Origin of the sequence: Bacteroides salyersiae WAL 10018 = DSM 18765 = JCM 12988 (assembly GCF_000381365.1) — a bacterium.
GTDB lineage: Bacteria > Bacteroidota > Bacteroidia > Bacteroidales > Bacteroidaceae > Bacteroides > Bacteroides salyersiae.
In genome coordinates this window covers 2,619,168-2,636,469 of sequence record NZ_KB905466.1, presented here as the reverse complement: position 1 = coordinate 2,636,469, position 17,302 = coordinate 2,619,168, and the positions used below count along the sequence as shown (strand labels likewise).

The 17,302-nt window shown below is 42.4% G+C and carries 14 protein-coding genes and 1 tRNA gene; 12 read left to right on the top strand and 3 right to left on the bottom strand.

The window, feature by feature from the left end; all coding sequences use genetic code 11:
- Position 1 precedes the first annotated feature (1 nt).
- Positions 2–1,204, bottom strand: a complete 1,203-nt coding sequence (wecC, locus tag HMPREF1532_RS09720) for a UDP-N-acetyl-D-mannosamine dehydrogenase (protein WP_005928370.1) — start codon at positions 1,202–1,204, stop codon at positions 2–4.
- Between the two features lie 101 nt (positions 1,205–1,305).
- Here wecC and HMPREF1532_RS09715 point away from each other — a divergent pair, with 101 nt between their 5' ends.
- Both HMPREF1532_RS09715 and HMPREF1532_RS09710 read left to right on the top strand, forming a co-directional pair.
- Positions 1,306–2,571 carry a glycosyltransferase family 4 protein gene (locus tag HMPREF1532_RS09715; protein ID WP_005928368.1) on the top strand — a complete coding sequence of 422 codons (1,266 nt, stop codon included), beginning with the start codon at positions 1,306–1,308 and terminating at the stop codon, positions 2,569–2,571.
- Complete coding sequence (locus tag HMPREF1532_RS09710; protein WP_005928366.1) at positions 2,564–3,313, top strand: glycosyltransferase family 2 protein; 750 nt, start codon at positions 2,564–2,566, stop codon at positions 3,311–3,313. Before HMPREF1532_RS09715 ends, HMPREF1532_RS09710 begins: the two co-directional genes overlap by 8 nt.
- A 352-nt stretch (positions 3,314–3,665) precedes the next feature.
- On the opposite strand, the gene HMPREF1532_RS09705 is transcribed toward HMPREF1532_RS09710, so the two are convergent.
- The gene (locus HMPREF1532_RS09705) at positions 3,666–4,364 is read right to left on the bottom strand and encodes an SIR2 family NAD-dependent protein deacylase (RefSeq protein ID WP_005928364.1); all 699 of its coding nucleotides are present in this window, start codon (positions 4,362–4,364) and stop codon (positions 3,666–3,668) included.
- 279 nt (positions 4,365–4,643) lie between these two features.
- Here HMPREF1532_RS09705 and bamJ (HMPREF1532_RS09700) point away from each other — a divergent pair, with 279 nt between their 5' ends.
- From bamJ (HMPREF1532_RS09700) to HMPREF1532_RS09670, 7 genes are all read left to right on the top strand, one after another.
- Complete coding sequence (gene bamJ / locus HMPREF1532_RS09700; RefSeq protein WP_005928362.1) at positions 4,644–5,234, top strand: BamJ family beta-barrel-assembly machinery protein; 591 nt, start codon at positions 4,644–4,646, stop codon at positions 5,232–5,234.
- 15 nt (positions 5,235–5,249) lie between these two features.
- Positions 5,250–6,116 carry a BamJ family beta-barrel-assembly machinery protein gene (bamJ, locus tag HMPREF1532_RS09695; protein ID WP_005928361.1) on the top strand — a complete coding sequence of 289 codons (867 nt, stop codon included), beginning with the start codon at positions 5,250–5,252 and terminating at the stop codon, positions 6,114–6,116.
- 154 nt (positions 6,117–6,270) lie between these two features.
- Entirely contained in the window at positions 6,271–6,735 is a 465-nt protein-coding gene (locus tag HMPREF1532_RS09690; RefSeq protein WP_005928359.1) for an Lrp/AsnC family transcriptional regulator, read from the top strand.
- 4 nt (positions 6,736–6,739) lie between these two features.
- Complete coding sequence (locus tag HMPREF1532_RS09685; RefSeq protein ID WP_005928356.1) at positions 6,740–7,051, top strand: DUF4491 family protein; 312 nt, start codon at positions 6,740–6,742, stop codon at positions 7,049–7,051.
- Positions 7,052–7,146: 95 nt separating this feature from the next.
- Positions 7,147–7,220 (top strand) — tRNA-Ile (locus tag HMPREF1532_RS09680).
- 262 nt (positions 7,221–7,482) lie between these two features.
- The gene (locus HMPREF1532_RS09675; protein WP_005928354.1) at positions 7,483–8,232 is read left to right on the top strand and encodes a M15 family metallopeptidase; all 750 of its coding nucleotides are present in this window, start codon (positions 7,483–7,485) and stop codon (positions 8,230–8,232) included.
- On the top strand, positions 8,207–9,400 hold the full coding sequence (locus HMPREF1532_RS09670; protein ID WP_005928352.1) for a THUMP-like domain-containing protein: 1,194 nt from the start codon (positions 8,207–8,209) through the stop codon (positions 9,398–9,400). The genes HMPREF1532_RS09675 and HMPREF1532_RS09670 overlap by 26 nt, the downstream gene beginning before the upstream one ends.
- An 81-nt stretch (positions 9,401–9,481) precedes the next feature.
- Here the strand turns inward: HMPREF1532_RS09670 and HMPREF1532_RS09665 are convergent, their stop codons facing one another.
- Positions 9,482–11,308: a mechanosensitive ion channel family protein gene (locus HMPREF1532_RS09665; RefSeq protein WP_025818987.1), complete on the bottom strand. Its 1,827-nt coding sequence runs from the start codon at positions 11,306–11,308 to the stop codon at positions 9,482–9,484.
- A 126-nt stretch (positions 11,309–11,434) separates the two neighbouring features.
- Between HMPREF1532_RS09665 and HMPREF1532_RS09660 the strand changes: the two genes are divergently transcribed.
- The 3 genes from HMPREF1532_RS09660 to HMPREF1532_RS09650 all read left to right on the top strand — a co-directional run bounded on the left by HMPREF1532_RS09660 (position 11,435) and on the right by HMPREF1532_RS09650 (position 17,250).
- Positions 11,435–12,391 carry a calcium/sodium antiporter gene (locus tag HMPREF1532_RS09660; RefSeq protein WP_005928348.1) on the top strand — a complete coding sequence of 319 codons (957 nt, stop codon included), beginning with the start codon at positions 11,435–11,437 and terminating at the stop codon, positions 12,389–12,391.
- Between the two features lie 795 nt (positions 12,392–13,186).
- On the top strand, positions 13,187–13,891 hold the full coding sequence (locus tag HMPREF1532_RS09655) for a ligand-binding sensor domain-containing protein (RefSeq protein WP_167556082.1): 705 nt from the start codon (positions 13,187–13,189) through the stop codon (positions 13,889–13,891).
- A gap of 5 nt (positions 13,892–13,896) precedes the next feature.
- Positions 13,897–17,250 (top strand): two-component regulator propeller domain-containing protein, encoded by a 3,354-nt coding sequence (locus HMPREF1532_RS09650; RefSeq protein ID WP_005928342.1) that lies wholly within the window; start codon positions 13,897–13,899, stop codon positions 17,248–17,250.
- The last annotated feature ends 52 nt before the right edge of the window (positions 17,251–17,302 follow it).

Sequence of the window (17,302 nt, the reverse complement as noted above, 5' to 3'; positions counted from 1 at the left end):
TTTACTTTCTTACCCCGCAGAAGTCCAACTCCAATTTATCCTTTGCACGCGGCATCTCCACAAAAGGAGCGTGGCGAACAAGCCACACCACAATATCAGCTTTCGCATATGCTTCCCGGTAATCGGTGAGGTGGAAGCTGGGGTGCGAAGTAATATTCGGCTCCACAATCAGCACATCCGCTCTCGATTCGGAGATGATACGGGAAGCGATATATTTGGCAGGGGATTCCCGCAGGTCGTCGATGTTGGGTTTGAAAGCTAACCCCATGCAAGCCACCACCGGTTCCCGGTCGTTCTTTTCCACAAAGGCCTGGCAGGCCTCCATCACCTTGTTGGCACACCAGTCCGCCTTGTAATCGTTTGTTTCGCGGGCACGCTTGATGAGCTGCGCCTGTTCCGGATAATCGGAAACGATGAACCAGGGGTCCACCGCAATACAGTGTCCGCCCACTCCACATCCCGGTTGCAGGATATTGACACGTGGATGCTTATTGGCCAGTTCTATCAGCTCCCATACATTTACGCCCGCCTTGTCGCAGATCATGGAAAGTTCATTGGCAAAAGCAATCTGGGAGTCGCGCGAAGAGTTCTCGGTCAGCTTGCACATCTCGGCCGTGCGGGCATTGGTTCGGTGGAGTGTTCCCTTCACAAAAGCGGAATAAAATTCGATTGCTTTCCCGGTAGATTCCGGATTGATACCACCGATCACCCGGTCGTTGTGCACCAACTCGTAAAGCGTGTTTCCGGGCAACACCCGTTCGGGACAATAGGCTATGTACAGTTTATCTTTCAGTTCCGGACGTTCCTTATAGATGACCTCCGCCATCCGTTCGGTAGTAAACACCGGGGAGGTAGACTCGATGACAAACAAATCTCCCTTCTTAAGAAAAGGAATTACCGAACGCGTCGCGGACTCCACATACGTGATATCCGCCCGGTGGTTCTGCTTGAAAGGGGTAGGCACTACCACAAAGAAAGCATCCGCCTGCTCGGGTTTCGTCGTTGCCCGGAGGGCGCCGTTGCAAACCGCTTCCTTCACTACTTTGGCCAAATCGGGCTCCACGATATGTATCCGCCCTTGATTGATGGTATCTACCACCACCGGATTTACGTCTACTCCAATCACCTGATAACCGTGGGTTGCAGCAACTGCCGCCGTAGGAAGGCCAATATAACCCAAGCCCAAAAACAGAACTTTTTTCATGTCAAAACCTATTTAATATAGTGCCGCAAAAGTACAAATAATCCACGACTTTATACGAATTCTCACAGAAAACCGCTACTTTTGCCAAAACATTCAGGCACATGAGAGTATTGATCATTAATACATCCGAACGTATCGGCGGGGCAGCCGTGGCCGCCAGCCGGCTTATGGAATCCCTGAAGAATAACGGGATTAAAGCGAAAATGCTGGTACGTGACAAACAAACCAATCAAATAAGCGTCGTTCGCCTTGAACGCAACTGGCTGACAGTATGGAAATTTATGTGGGAACGTATCGTCATCTGGAAAGCCAACCATTTCCGAAAAAACAATCTTTTTGCAGTAGATATAGCCAATACCGGAACGGATATCACCACTCTGCCCGAGTTTACACAGGCAGATATCATCCATTTACACTGGATCAACCAGGGAATGCTCTCACTGAAAGACATACACCGGATATTGGAATCGGGCAAACCGGTGGTATGGACCATGCACGACATGTGGCCTTCTACCGGCATCTGCCACCACGCCCGTGAATGCACCCACTATCAGCAAGAATGCCATCACTGCCAGTTTCTATACACCGGAGGCGGCAAGAAAGATTTGTCCACCCGGATATTCAACAAAAAAAAGGCGCTTTACCAACAAGCTCCCATTACATTTGTCACTTGTAGCCATTGGTTGGAAGAAAGGGCAAAAAGCAGCGCCTTGTTACGCAACCAGACCGTCATAAGCATTCCCAACCCGATCAACACCAACCTCTTCAAACCACGCAACAAGAAAGAAGCCCGTGCACATTGCAAACTGCCACAGGAAGGAAAACTGATCCTGTTCGGTTCTGTCAAGATCACCGACAAGCGCAAGGGGATAGACTACCTGATCGAATCGTGCAAATTGCTCGCCGAGAAACATCCGGAGCTGAAAGCATCATTAGGAGTCGTAGCATTTGGCAACCAGTCGCAACAACTGTCCCACCTGCTTCCTTTCCCTGTTTATGCCCTCGAATACGTCAGCAATGAACACGACTTAGTGAATATATACAATGCCGTCGACTTGTTTGTGACCCCTTCTCTGGAAGAAAACCTGCCGAATACGATTATGGAAGCAATGGCGTGCGGCATTCCGTGTGTAGGTTTTAATGTAGGGGGGATACCGGAAATGATAGATCATCTGCACAATGGGTACGTGGCACAATACAAATCGTCTGCAGACTTTGCCAATGGCATTTATTGGGCATTGGAAGAATCGGAATACCCGGTTCTGTCAGAACAGGCCTGCCGGAAAGCCGTCTCCAGCTATTCGGAAAGCTATATAGCCAAAAGATACATCGAGGTTTACAATAAAATCACGGGAAGATATGCATAGCAACCGCCATACGCCCAAAATATCGGTTATCACCGTAACCTACAATGCCGGGGAAGTATTAGAGGATACCATACAAAGTGTCATCTCACAAACGTACCATCACGTGGAATATATCCTTGTGGACGGTGCATCGAGAGACCATACAATGGCCATCGCAAACCGGTATCGGGAACGAATCCATAAGATTATCAGCGAACCCGACAAAGGATTGTATGATGCAATGAACAAGGGGATTTCACTCGCCACGGGAGATTATCTCTGCTTCCTCAATGCAGGCGACAGTTTCCATGAAGATGACACTTTACAACAAATGGTACACTCGATCAACGGAAGCGAACTGCCGGACGTGCTGTACGGTGAAACCGCGATTGTAGATAAGGACCGCCACTTCCTGCACATGCGCCGCCTTTCCGCTCCGGAAAAACTGACATGGAAGAGTTTCAAACAAGGAATGCTCGTATGTCATCAGGCTTTTCTTGCACGGCATACAGTGGTAGAACCTTATGACTTGCAGTACCGCTTTTCCGCCGATTTCGACTGGTGTATCCGTGTAATGAAGAAAGCACGGACCTTGCATAATACCCACTTGATACTTATCGACTATCTGGACGAGGGAATGACCACCCGGAACCACAAAGCATCGCTTCGCGAACGCTTCCGTATTATGGCGCACCACTATGGAACAGCCAGTACCGTTCTCCATCATATCTGGTTTATATTTCGTGCAATCATCAAGAAATAAAACGGCCTTTACTTGGCTTCCGGGTTTTATTATCGTATCTTTGCGAAAGTAATCATGAATTAGATTCAGTTAATCCACCCGATACAAGGAGAGAGCAGCAGCCCTCTCCTTTCTTTTTCAAATAACGTAAAAAGGGCGTCTAAGCACGGTCGTCAACCATCTTCCCAACGGTAGTTACCGAAAATAACACGGCATGTGACGATGAATAACACGGCACGTGACGATGAGTTTCATTACTTGTCGCGATCCCCTTCCCACCATGTGCCGACGCAACAGGAATTATCTTCTTCAAAAGCCGCTTTCCTGTTAAGAATACATAAAGATGCTCTTGACAGAAATCAATTCAAAAGAATCATACGCCCAATAGCTTCTGCAATTCCGCTACTCCCTCCGAAGCCCCCTTCCGAATCACATGTATCGGGCGGGAAGTATGCGTATCCACCGGCTTCGGATCAATCAGGTAAACTTCAGCACCACGGGGCACATAGTTCAGCAGACCGGCAGCCGGATAGACATTCATCGATGTGCCGATGATAACGAATATGTCGGCCTTCTCCACGAAATCAATAGCCGTCTCTATCTCCGGTACCGATTCGCCGAACCATACAATGAACGGACGAAACTGCGAACCGTCACCGGCACGGTCGCCCATCCGGACTTCATATTCCTCCGGCTGAAGTTCTTTTATATAATGAGGATTGTTGGGATCACGGCTGGAACAAACTTTTGTCAATTCACCGTGCAGGTGTACAATGTGCGTACTACCCGCACGTTCATGCAGATTATCCACATTCTGGGTAATCACCGTCACATTAAAATATTTCTCCAGACCGGCCAGCAATTCATGACCGCGATTCGGCTTTACATCCAACAACTGTTTCCGGCGTTCATTATAAAAATTAATCACCAATTCCGGGTCACGCGCATAACCCTCCGGAGTGGCCACCTGCTCCACCGGATACTTATCCCATAATCCACCCGCATCACGAAAAGTACTGATACCGCTCTCCGCACTCATTCCGGCACCGGATAAAACAACCAAGTTTTTCATAATCTCCTCCTTCATTTAATATATGAATAGCAAAAATAGAATAGAATAATCGAATATCAAAGTCCGTGTCTGCATAATCTAAGTGGCCCGGCAACAATAATCGATTCATTTCTCCCCATTATCGCAATAAAAGTAGATAACTTATAAGACAATAAGAAATTTTAATTCCAAAAAGCCCGTTCATTCAAATAAAACACGTATTTTTGCCAATTGTAAATTTGCAATTGATTGAGAGTGAAAGATTCAACATTCTTCCTCCAATCTTCAACAAAAACATATATGGATAAATTTAGTTATGCAATCGGCCTCGGAATTGGCCAAAACTTGTTAGGTATGGGTGCCAAGGGCATCGCGGTAGAAGATTTTGCTCAGGCAATCAAAGATGTATTGGAAGGTAATCCGACAGCTATCAGCCACCAGGAAGCCCGCGAAATAGTGAACAAATATTTCGAAGAACTGGAACAGAAAATGAACGCCGCCAGCATCGAACAAGGCAAAGCATTCCTAGAAGAAAATAAAAAGAGAGCAAGCATTGTCACTCTTCCGAGCGGACTGCAATACGAAGTTATCACCGAAGGCAAAGGCAAACTTGCCAAAGCTACCGACCAAGTGAAATGCCACTACGAGGGTACACTGATTGACGGAACCCTGTTCGACAGTTCCATCAAACGCGGCCAACCGGCTGTATTCGGTGTCAATCAGGTAATCCCGGGATGGGTAGAAGCCCTGCAATTGATGCCCGAAGGTTCCAAATGGAAGCTGTATATTCCTTCCGACCTGGCCTATGGCGCACAAGGTGCCGGAGAAATGATTCCCCCGCATAGCACATTGGTATTCGAAGTAGAATTACTTGAAGTATTAAACAAATAAATTTTTTAAAGCGAAATGAAGAAAATTACAACGCTGGCAGCCATCGCTGCCGTAGCCGGCCTTGCATCATGTACAGCCCAGGCTCCTAAAGCAAATCTGAAAACAGAACTCGATTCATTGTCTTATTCAATCGGTATGGCTCAGACTCAAGGTCTGAAAGGTTACTTGGTAGGCCGTATGGATGTTGACACAGCTTATTTAGCTGAATTTATCAAAGGCGTAAACGAAGGTGCCAAGAAAAGCGGTAAAAAAGAAACTGCTTACATGGCAGGTCTCCAGATCGGTCAGCAGATCAGCAACCAGATGATGAAAGGTATCAACCACGAACTGTTCGGCAACGATTCTGTAAAAACAATCAGCAAAGAAAACTTCCTCGCTGGTTTCATCGCCGGTACATTGGAAAAAGGTGGTTTGATGACTATGGAACAGGCACAAACCTATACTCAGACTGCAATGGAAGCCATCAAAGCAAAAGCAATGGAAGAAAAATATGCCGACAACAAAGCTGCCGGTGAAAAATTCCTTGCAGAAAACAAAACAAAAGAAGGTGTAAAGACAACTCCGAGCGGACTGCAATACAAAATAATCACTGAAGGTAAAGGTGCAATTCCTGCTGACACTTGCAAAGTAAAAGTAAACTATAAAGGTACTTTGATCGACGGAACAGAATTCGACAGCTCTTACAAACGTAAAGAACCGACTACTTTCCGTGCCAACCAAGTAATCAAAGGTTGGACAGAAGCTTTGACTATGATGCCTGTAGGTTCTAAATGGGAACTTTACATCCCACAAGAACTGGCTTACGGTTCAAGAGACCAGGGACAGATCAAACCGTTCTCAACTTTGATTTTCGAAGTAGAATTGCTCAGTATCGAAAAGTAAGCAAAATCCCTTAATAAACAGAAAGAGGTGCAAAGAAATTTGCGCCTCTTTTTTTGCTATTTCCTATTTTTTATCCCTTTTATATAGAGAAATTAAAATAAATCTCTATATTTGCTTACTATTTGATAACAACTGGAAATTATACTCATAAATTATGGAAAAGATAGACAACCTTGACAGGCAGATTCTCGAGATTATCTCTCAGAACGCCCGTATACCTTTCAAAGATGTGGCAGCAGAATGTGGTGTCTCACGTGCGGCTATCCACCAACGCGTACAACGCCTTATCGATCTGGGAGTTATTGTCGGCTCAGGTTACCATGTGAATCCCAAATCACTTGGATACAGAACTTGCACATACGTCGGTATCAAGCTTGAAAAAGGATCTATGTACAAATCCGTGGTAGCCGAATTACAGAAAATTCCCGAAATTGTAGAATGTCATTTTACTACCGGTCCGTATACCATGTTGACAAAACTATATGCTTGCGACAATGAACACCTGATGGATCTGCTGAACAACAAAATGCAGGAGATACCGGGCGTTGTAGCCACTGAGACACTTATCTCACTGGAACAAAGCATCAAGAAAGAAATTCCCATCCGAGTAGAAAAGTAAGCCAATGGAATTCTTAAATGAATATCATCTGGCAGGACTATTGATCGGAATTTGCACATTTTTGATAATCGGCCTTTTCCACCCTATCGTGGTAAAAGCCGAATATTATTGGGGTACTAAATGCTGGTGGATTTTTTTGGTATTGGGGATAGGTGGTATAGCCGCTTCACTAAGCGTAGACAATATTCTTGTCTCTTCGCTATTGGGTGTATTCGCTTTTTCTTCTTTCTGGACTATCAAAGAGGTCTTCGAACAGGAAGAGCGGGTTAAAAAAGGCTGGTTTCCCAAGAATCCCAAACGCACCTATAAGTTTTGAAGTATTGAGAAGAATAAGAAGTTTTTTACTCTAAAAGCTTGCATATTTCGAAGAAAAGGCCTACTTTTGTCACCGCATTCAAGAAATTGAATCCCGGACTTGTAGCTCAGTTGGTTAGAGCAACAGACTCATAATCTGGAGGTCCCTGGTTCAAGCCCAGGCTGGTCCACAAAAGAAAAGGCTGTATCCCGTTGGGAGTCAGCCTTTTTCTTTTTATATCCCTTTCTGATAAAATCCGTCGTTCTTGCTGTTTTTATACACTCTTAAGACATTCGTTTCACTATTGTTTCACTGATTGAACATTGTGTCAACGTACGGACTATAAAAACATAAGATTAAGAATAGTAAATTAAAGGGATCAATGAAATAAATGGATATTTATTAGCAACATGAGAAATGTGAAGTGGATATACATAATCTTTTTCCCGTTAATGGCAGCCTGCGGTGCCGAAAAGAAACCGGTACAGGAAGAAAGCATTGTCCCCCTTCTTAAAGACCCGATAACTGCTACGAAAATTCCCTCTCCCACCATAGCCAAGAGCCGGACCGCCCTTTATCTGGATTCACTCGGATTAAAAGACGTGCAAAGCGCAGATAGCAGCATAATTGTTAAACTCATGTATGCCACCGCAGATAACTTTACCGGTCAATTACTTTACGATGATCTGAAAGAGGCTTACTTACATCCCGATGCTCTGACATCCCTCATCCGTGCACAACGACTTCTGAAAGAAAAATATCCGGAATACTCCCTGATCGTATATGATGCAGCACGACCTATGTCCGTTCAGCAGAAAATGTGGAATATAGTGAAAGGCACATCAAAAAGCATTTATGTATCCAATCCCGGCCGTGGAGGCGGATTGCATAATTACGGTTTGGCAGTAGACGTCAGTATCGTCAATGAAAATGGAGAGGCACTCCCCATGGGCACAGAAGTCGACCATTTAGGTATCGAAGCACATATCACTCATGAGGTAGAACTGGTAAAAAGCGGAAGAATCAGTAAAGAGGCCTATCAGAACCGCCTTTTACTACGGCAAGTAATGAAAGATGCCGGATTCCGGGCACTAAACAGCGAATGGTGGCACTTCAACCGTTGTAGCAGAGAAGAAGCCAAACAAAGATATAAACGAATAGAAAACATTCCAACCCATGACACTCTCCCGACAAACCCTTGACTTTATCCGCGATCACGCTCATGAGGATATACATGCATTAGCTTTACAAACCCCGAAATATCCTGATGTAGACATGCCGGCCGCTATTCTGCAAATAGCGGGCAAACAAGCAGCTGCCAATAAAATTCCTTCGTGGGCAGCCATCGAAGGGATTTTATATCCTCGTCATCTTTCAATGGAACAATGCTCTTCCGAAACAACAGCACTCTACAAAGCCTCTTTGTTAAATGGAAATACGCTCACCGATCTAACAGGCGGTTTGGGGATCGATTGTGCTTTTCTGGCTACTAAATTCAAACATATATCGTATGTAGAACGCCAGGAAGAACTCTGTGAAATCGCTTCGCACAACTTTCCCCTGCTGGGCCTGAATCACATTACAATATACAATGAAGATGCCGTAACCCACTTACAGCAAATGAATCGGGAAGATTGTATTTTCATCGACCCGGCACGAAGAAACGAACACGGAGGAAAAACTGTTGCCATATCAGATTGTGAACCGGACGTAGCAAAACTGGAAGAACTTTTGTTATCCAAGGCCAACCGAATCATGATAAAACTATCCCCGATGCTCGATCTCAGCCTGGCATTAAAAACAATGAAACATACACAGGAAGCACATGTTATTTCTGTAAACAATGATTGCAAAGAGCTTTTGCTAATTATCGGAGATACCCCTCCCACACATCAGATACCGATCCATTGCATCAATCTCACATCCAAAGAAAAACAGAGCTTTGTTTTCACCCGTGAAGAAGAAGCAAGAGCGGAATGCACTTATACAGAGAAAGTAGGCACATACTTGTACGAGCCCAATGCATCCATTCTTAAAGCAGGTGCTTTCCGCAGCATCGCCGCTTCGTATCATACGAGAAAGCTACACCCCAATAGCCATCTGTATACCTCCGACGAATGGATAAAAGAATTTCCCGGAAGAGTTTTTCAGGTGACGGGGCAATGTTCCTTCAACAAAAAAGAGATCAAAGAATGTATCGGGGATATCAAGAAAGCAAATATTACCGTTCGGAATTTTCCGGCTACAGTAGCAGAAATCCGGAAACGTACTAAATTGTCTGATGGAGGCGGGACCTATCTGTTTGCCACCACCTTATCCAATGATCAGAAAGTACTGATAAGATGCAGCAAAGTATCTTCTAATTCGTAACTCCAATGTATCACATTTGTCACTTTCCGGTAAACATTTCGTAAAAGACACGAAATACCGTTCCCTTACTTTTGTAACGCATCAGCAAGGGATGCCCTCTTTCGTATCTTCCGGTTTTACACCAGCTTTGGGTATAGTTGTCTCATTCCCATCCCGCACAGCCATATAATGTGGAGACATTATCTCGATATCCGCTTCTGTAAACACATCCTGAATACTTTGATACAGGTTAGAATAAATTTGCGTCAACTGATCGGCCTCTTTTATATAGGCATTAATCTGGTACACCGGATACCAATCCTGTAGCTCTGTTTCAAGTACAAAAGGTTCCGGATCGGCCATCACACCCGAAGTTGCTTTGGCTGCTTTCAACAGCAGCGCATGTACTTTACGCCAAGGAACATCATAGCCGATACTTACTTCTACATGGATGATCAATCCGTATGTACGCGCCGATGCGCTGTAGTTCACGGTATGTGACGACATGATAAAAGCATTCGGAATGGTAACCAGTTCGTTTTTCGGCGTTTTTATACGTGTCACGAGAGGAGTCTTTTCAATAACATTTCCAGTAGTATCGTTCAGTTTGATACGGTCACCCAATTTAAACGGACGCATATAAGTAATAACCAATCCTGCAATGATATTTCCGATAACAGTACTCGATCCCAAAGAAACAATCAAACCGACAAAAACCGAAATACCTTGAAAAACACCTGAATCAGACCCCGGAAGATAGGGATAGATCATCGCAATCATAAAGGCATATAGTAAAAAGCGTACAATATGATAAGTAGGCATGGCCCAATCCGGATAAAAACCGTTCAATTTCAGTCTTTCAGATTGTACTTCCGTAGCCAGATAATGCACAAACCGCACCAGGTATTTCACTGCATACCATATGACAAAGATCGTAAACAGGTTCGGAATATACTCTATTACACCGCTGAATATAGTTTTTACAGGATTCCATATATATGAGAATATCTGATAAGCAAGATTCTTTGTCTGCGGGAAAATAGAGAATAATAACGGTACGGTAAGCAACAACTGCAACAGCATGAAAACATAGCGAAGCAGATTTGATAAGAATATAAGCAGATTTACCTGTTTCTGAGTATCCAGCAACTCATAATCCTGAATAGAAATAGGCTTCAATTTCGTGTCCTTAAGCTTTTGAATACGCACTTTCAGTTTCCGGAACAGCCAAGTAGTTCCCTTAAATAATAAAAATTGCCCGACCAATACCAAAATGAAATAGAGAATCCGTTTGCCCAATTGCCACAACCCGTGCTCTTCTTTCATCTCTTTCAGTTTGTGCACTACTACCTGACGTTTATCGGCAGCGAGCTGGTCGCGTGTACGCCCTTCCCACAAACCATCTTGATCGGTAAATGAGGCAAGTACTTTATTTCCATACATCAGATCGGTAACGATATCACTGCTTTCCAAATATAAAGAGTCCGGCTGCAAATTGAATCGTTTACCTAACTCGGTGATAGCCGCAGCATTCATTTCCGCTCGCTGTTGGGGAGTATGACCGCCACGTTTGGCAAATATATAGAAAAGCGTGTCTCCTTCCACTACTACAGGAACACCCGGAGTAAATTTACGCAATGAATCGATACGCAACCTCTGTAAAGCCAGTTTTACGGAATCGGCAGCATATGCCCGCAATTTCATTTGTTCCATCTCCATCCGCATATTGGCTTCATTCAACCGTGCAGCTTCCAACTCCTCGCGCATCTTGGCTATATTTAATGAATCCGAGTCTGTTCGTATGACAGGAACAGTCTTCATCGTATCTTCTTCGGCAAGGAATTCACGGACTTTCTCTACTAACTGAGCCGATACCCCACCGACCAATACTAATAAGATAAAAAGACAAAACAAACGGTTCTTTTTCATACAAAACGACTTAGTTACCTCCATTCACGGACAGCATAATTTAAAAAGATGCACCAAACATACACAATGTTTTTGATATATCATCAAAGTAGAATCATTATATTTGCGCAAAAATCTAAAAGCCATATGGATATATTACTTCTTGTCGGAGGCCTCCTCCTCATCCTGATAGGTGCCAACGGACTGACAGACGGTGCCGCATCCGTTGCCAAACGATTCCGTATTCCTTCTATCGTTATCGGACTTACCATTGTCGCATTCGGTACATCCGCCCCGGAGCTCGCAGTCAGCGTCTCTTCCGCCCTGAAAGGAAGCGCAGATATCGCTATCGGAAATGTAGTGGGAAGCAATATCTTCAATACATTAATGATAGTAGGCTGTACCGCATTATTCGCCCCCATCGTTATTACCCGGAATACATTAAGGAAAGAAATTCCCCTTTGTATACTTTCATCCATCGTATTGCTGATCTGTGCCAACGACATATTGCTGAACCATGCCACAGAAAATGTCATCAGCATCACCGACGGATTGTTGCTGCTATGTTTTTTTGCTATTTTTTTGGGATATACATTTGCCATTGCATCGAGCGGCAACAATGAAAGCCAGGATGAAGAAATCCGTCAGTTGCCTATGTGGCGTTCCATCCTCTATATTATAGGTGGTCTTGCCGGACTGATTTTCGGCGGGCAATGGTTTGTGGAAGGAGCCAGCAATATTGCCCGCAGCCTGGGTGTAAGCGAATCGATTATCGGACTTACTTTAGTGGCCGGGGGAACTTCCCTGCCCGAACTGGCCACTTCGATCGTAGCCGCATTGAAGAAGAACCCGGAAATAGCGATTGGAAACGTGATCGGCAGTAACCTATTTAATATCTTCTTTGTACTTGGATGTAGTGCTTCCATCACTCCATTGACTTTGAGCGGCATCACCAACTTCGATCTATGGGTTCTCGTCGGGTCAGGAATACTGCTCTGGCTGTTCGGACTATTCTTTGCTAAACGTACAATCACACGAATTGAAGGAGGGATTATGATACTGTGCTATATAGCCTATACAACGGCTCTTATTCTCAAACTATAATAAATAATAATGAGCTAATTTACCAATGTGCCAATTGGCCACGCTGTATACCGCATGATATTGGCACATTGGCAAATCAACATATTGGCAAATTATTCGAAACTTGAACCAATATGAATCAACCGTCTACTACATATCTTTAATCAGGAACAGAAGTAAAGAGAGATGTGTATAATGGTTCATTTTTTTTACAACACCCAAAAGAATTACATAACTCCCATAACCCATTTGTTGCAATTTACAAACAACACCATTTTTCCTCTACGTCAAATACACCGTTTCTCGTAGAGGAACAGAGCGAGTCCCGTAGAGAAACAAGCCAATCCTCGTAGAGAGAAAATACAATTCTGTAACAATTTAATAATCAACAAAATACAAACATGTCAATTTATAAAATATTTTCTTAAGCAAATTATTATATTTTGATTTGTGAAACAAGAATATAAAACAACAAATAATTACAAATAACATTTCATTCTCCTATCACAACCAACACCTCCTAAGAAGCATTCGAATATAAAAGTCCCCCCTCAAATATAAATTTCTCATACCATTTGCTTATCTTCGCCCTTAATTTATTCAAAATGCTTTTTTATTATTTCAAAAGATAAGTCAGGTTCTGTATTATTTCATATGAATTAAAAATATAGAAACCTTAAATTCAGCAAGCTATCAGTACATGACTTAATTTTTATATGTTAACTCACAGATTAACAAACTATTATTAAAAAACTGAATAAGAACATGATGTACCGGGTTATATTTTACTTCTTTCTCCTATGCAGTTCATTGTTTGTGAATGCAAATCCAACTTACTTTGCTCATGAGCGTTTTGAGAAATTTGGTATACAAGATGGATTATCCAGTAGTAAAGTATTTGATATAAAACAGGATAAGGACGGCTATATTTGGTGTGCTACGGATGAAGGTTTCTGCCGCTTTGACGGTATTGCCTTTAAAAATTACAGGTGGGCTTTTGAAAACTCCTTGGATTTTACAAACCAACAGGCCCTTAAAATATATTGTGATGAAAACCGTATCTATATCGGTACAAATTTCGGGCTATTGATGTATGATGTAGAAACCGATACCTATAAAATCTTAAAGAACAACGCACTTCAGTCCGAAAACAATTTATACTCCGTTCATTCAATCATAAAAAGAAAAGAGGGAGGTTTATGGATAGGAACTTATGGAAATGGCGTATACTCTTTCGACCCGGAGACAGAATCCTTCAACCGCCTTTATTATCAAGCATCCGACGATCGTGTTCTGAGCCTGTATGAATCACCTGAGGGTTTATTATATATAGGTACCCATTTTGGAGGACTGGATATTGTACATTTAAACACACGTTCGGTGACCAATTATAGTGTACAGAATCGTAATTTCCCGGATAGCCAGATAGAAGCTATTTTTCGGGATTCTTATGGGGACACCTGGGTAGGGACCTGGAAAGGATTAATGCGCTTTGTAAAAGGGAAAAAGAGCCGGAACTAATCGAATTGGATGAACTGAAAAATGCGAAGGTAAATTGTATAGAGGAAAATCGGTTGGGACAGTTATGGATTGGAACAGAGTATTTTCTATGTTCCATTAAGCTAAAGGAGAGTGATGAGGAAATAAAAAAAGCAGACACCAAATTCTACTATGAATCGGAGACGGAAACCGGACTATCCTACAAGACAATCCGATCGGTACTAAGCGATAAGAATGACAATCTATGGATCGGTACTTATGGCGGAGGAATAAATTTTGTAAATCAGCGTAAACAAAAATTTAATTATATCACAAGCGATATCCTTTTGACCAATAGTTTGTCTTACAAACATGTTTCCTCTTTCAGCGAAGACAAGTACGGCAATCTTTGGATTACTACCGACGGCGGTGGTATTAACTATTGGGATATCCGGAATAATACGTTTAAAGAAATTACGTCTAAAACCCAAGGATATAATTTAAGCGATGATGCAACTTTATGTTCATTGATTGATTCGGACAATGATCTGTGGATCGGTACCTATGATTGCGTTCTGAATAGAATGAAAGATGGGACCAAGCAGTTCATTCACTATACCCATCAGAAAGATGATCCCCATTCACTTATGCATAGCGATTTGAGCTGTTTGTATGAAGATTCCAGAAAAAACATTTGGGTGGGACAGCGCGCCGGACTCTCTTACTTTAATAAGAAGCAGAACTCTTTCCATGTGATTGAACCCCTCAAATGGAATCATATCACCGCACTGCAAGAATATAATGATTACCTGATTATCGGTACTTTTGGCGGCTTGTACAAGTACGATTATAAAACCGGAAATGTGGAACCGTTTAGCTCCAGGTTAAAAAACGTATTGGTGAATTCATTCTTGTTTGATAAACGAGGAAACATGTGGATCGGTACAGAAGGGCAAGGCTTATGGGAGTATACAATAAAGAACGACTCTTTAACCATATACGGACAAGCAAACGGTCTAAACAGTTCCATAGTACGAGAGTTGATATTGGTAGGCGATGATCTGTGGATGGGTACCAACAAAGATATCGTAAAAATGTCTTTAGAAACCAAGGAACTTGATTCCTATAGTGCATCTGACGGAGTTCAACCCGGCAGTTTCCTGAAAAATTCGGGACTAATCATGAGATCGGGTGTAATCGCTTTAGGCGGTACGGAAGGTATGAACATTTTCGATCCTTCCATTATCACAAAAGACAAAACCCCGGCTTCTGTTGTCTTTACCGATTTCCTGTTATTTAATCAGCATGTTACAATCAGAAGTGAACAGAACCCGAAATCTCCTTTAGTCAAAAATATAAATTCTACCGATAGAATAGAACTGAATTACGATGAATCGGTCTTTACAATCGAATATTTAGGTATCAATTATTCTTCTCCGGAACGCATTCAATATGCCTATTTCTTAAAAGGAGTAGATACAGAATGGAACAAAGTGGGCTCCATGCGTTCCGTCACCTACCGGAATTTGAAACCCGGCAACTATTGCTTTATGGTGATGGCCTCTTCTCCTTCGGGAAATTTCGACAAAGACAATGTACGTACATTATATATCCTCGTGAAACCACCTTTCTGGCAAACGTGGTGGGCCTATATCATCTATTTTGTCCTGTTATTAATCATATTGTACATGTGCTGGAACATTGCTATGATGAAAATCAGAGTCCGTGATAAAATAAACTATGAACGTCTGGAGAAGCAGAAACAAAAAGAACTGTATCAGGCCAAATTACAATTCTTCACCAATGCTTCGCATGAATTGAAAAATCCGCTTACCCTTATTCTGGCACCGTTGGAGAAACTATTACTTGGAGAAACAGATAGCAAAAAGAGATATTTATTGTCTCTTATCAAAAGGAACACAATGCGTGTGATCAAAAATGTGAACGAAGTGATCGATATTCGGAAAATCGATTATGGCCAATTGAAACTCAAGGTGAAAGAAATGGATGTAGTTTCTTTCTTTAAGGAAATAGCAGATACTTTTGAAGGAGTAATAGAAGACAAAAACATAAATTTCGTTTTTAACACAAGCGCGGAACGGTTGGTTGGATGGGTATCTCCCAAATTTATGGATAAAATTGTGTATAATATCCTCTCTAACGCCTTTAAATACGTGAAGGATTATGACGAGATCGTAATGAATGTCTTTGTGGAGCAAACTGATATAGGAGACTTATTACATATTGAGATCTCGGATACAGGTATCGGTATCGACAAAAAAGATTTGAAAAAAATATTTGATTGTTTTTATCAAGTTGAATTGAATGACAAAAATATTGTATATCCGGGTTCAGGCATCGGATTGTACTTGGTAAAGTCTTTGGTTGAATTACATAAAGGCCATATTTCTGTTGAGAGTGAATTGAATGTCGGTTCCAGGTTCACCATTGTCGTCCCGTTCGATAAGGCCAATTATTCCAAAGAAGAAATAGCCGATATTAAAGAGAAAGACGATTCTTATGTTACATTTGTCAAAGAAGCCTTACAGGAAAACACAGAAGTGATTGAGGAAAAGACAGATGAAAAGAATGAAACGACTAAGAAATATAAGATTCTGGTAGTAGATGATGAATCCGAAATTCGTGACTTTCTTGCAATGGAACTACACGAAGAATATGAAGTATATACGGCTGCCGACGGCATAGAAGGATTCAAGAGTGCCTTAAACTCTATTCCGGATTTAATTATCAGTGATATCATCATGCCCAATATGGACGGTATAGAGCTTTGCGAAAAAATAAAGTCGAATATAAACACTTCTCATATTCCGATAATCCTGCTGACGGCAAAAGAAACTCATGAAGACCGCTTGGCCGGGCTGGAAGTGGGTGCCAACTCTTACATACCGAAACCGTTTGATATCCGTCATCTTCGAATCCGCATCGAGCAACTGATCAGATACCAAGAAGTTGTCAAAGAGAAATTCATGAAGAAAGTAGCGCTTGTGTCCGGTAAGAAACCAGACGCAGAAACAGCGCCTGCAATGTCCGGTGACGATATGCTGATACAAAAGATTATTAATTATATCAATGAAAATATATCCGATCCGGATATCAAGGGAGAAAGTATCGCAAACTATGTAGGAATGAGCCGCATGAATCTTCACCGAAAACTAAAAGCATTGGTCGGTCTCTCTTCCGGAGACTTTATCAGAACTGTCCGGTTGGAGAATGCAAAAAAGGAGTTGCTGAATACAAACAAAACAATTACGGAGATTACCTACGACTTAGGCTTTTCCTCTCCTTCTTATTTTTATATTTGTTTTGTGAAAAAATTCGGGGTATCTCCTACCGAATTCAGAGAACGCCATGAAACTCCGGCAAAGGAATCAGAGGCTTAGAATTGCGCCATAGAGTACCCAGAAAGGGATGTTACAGTATATATATAGTATG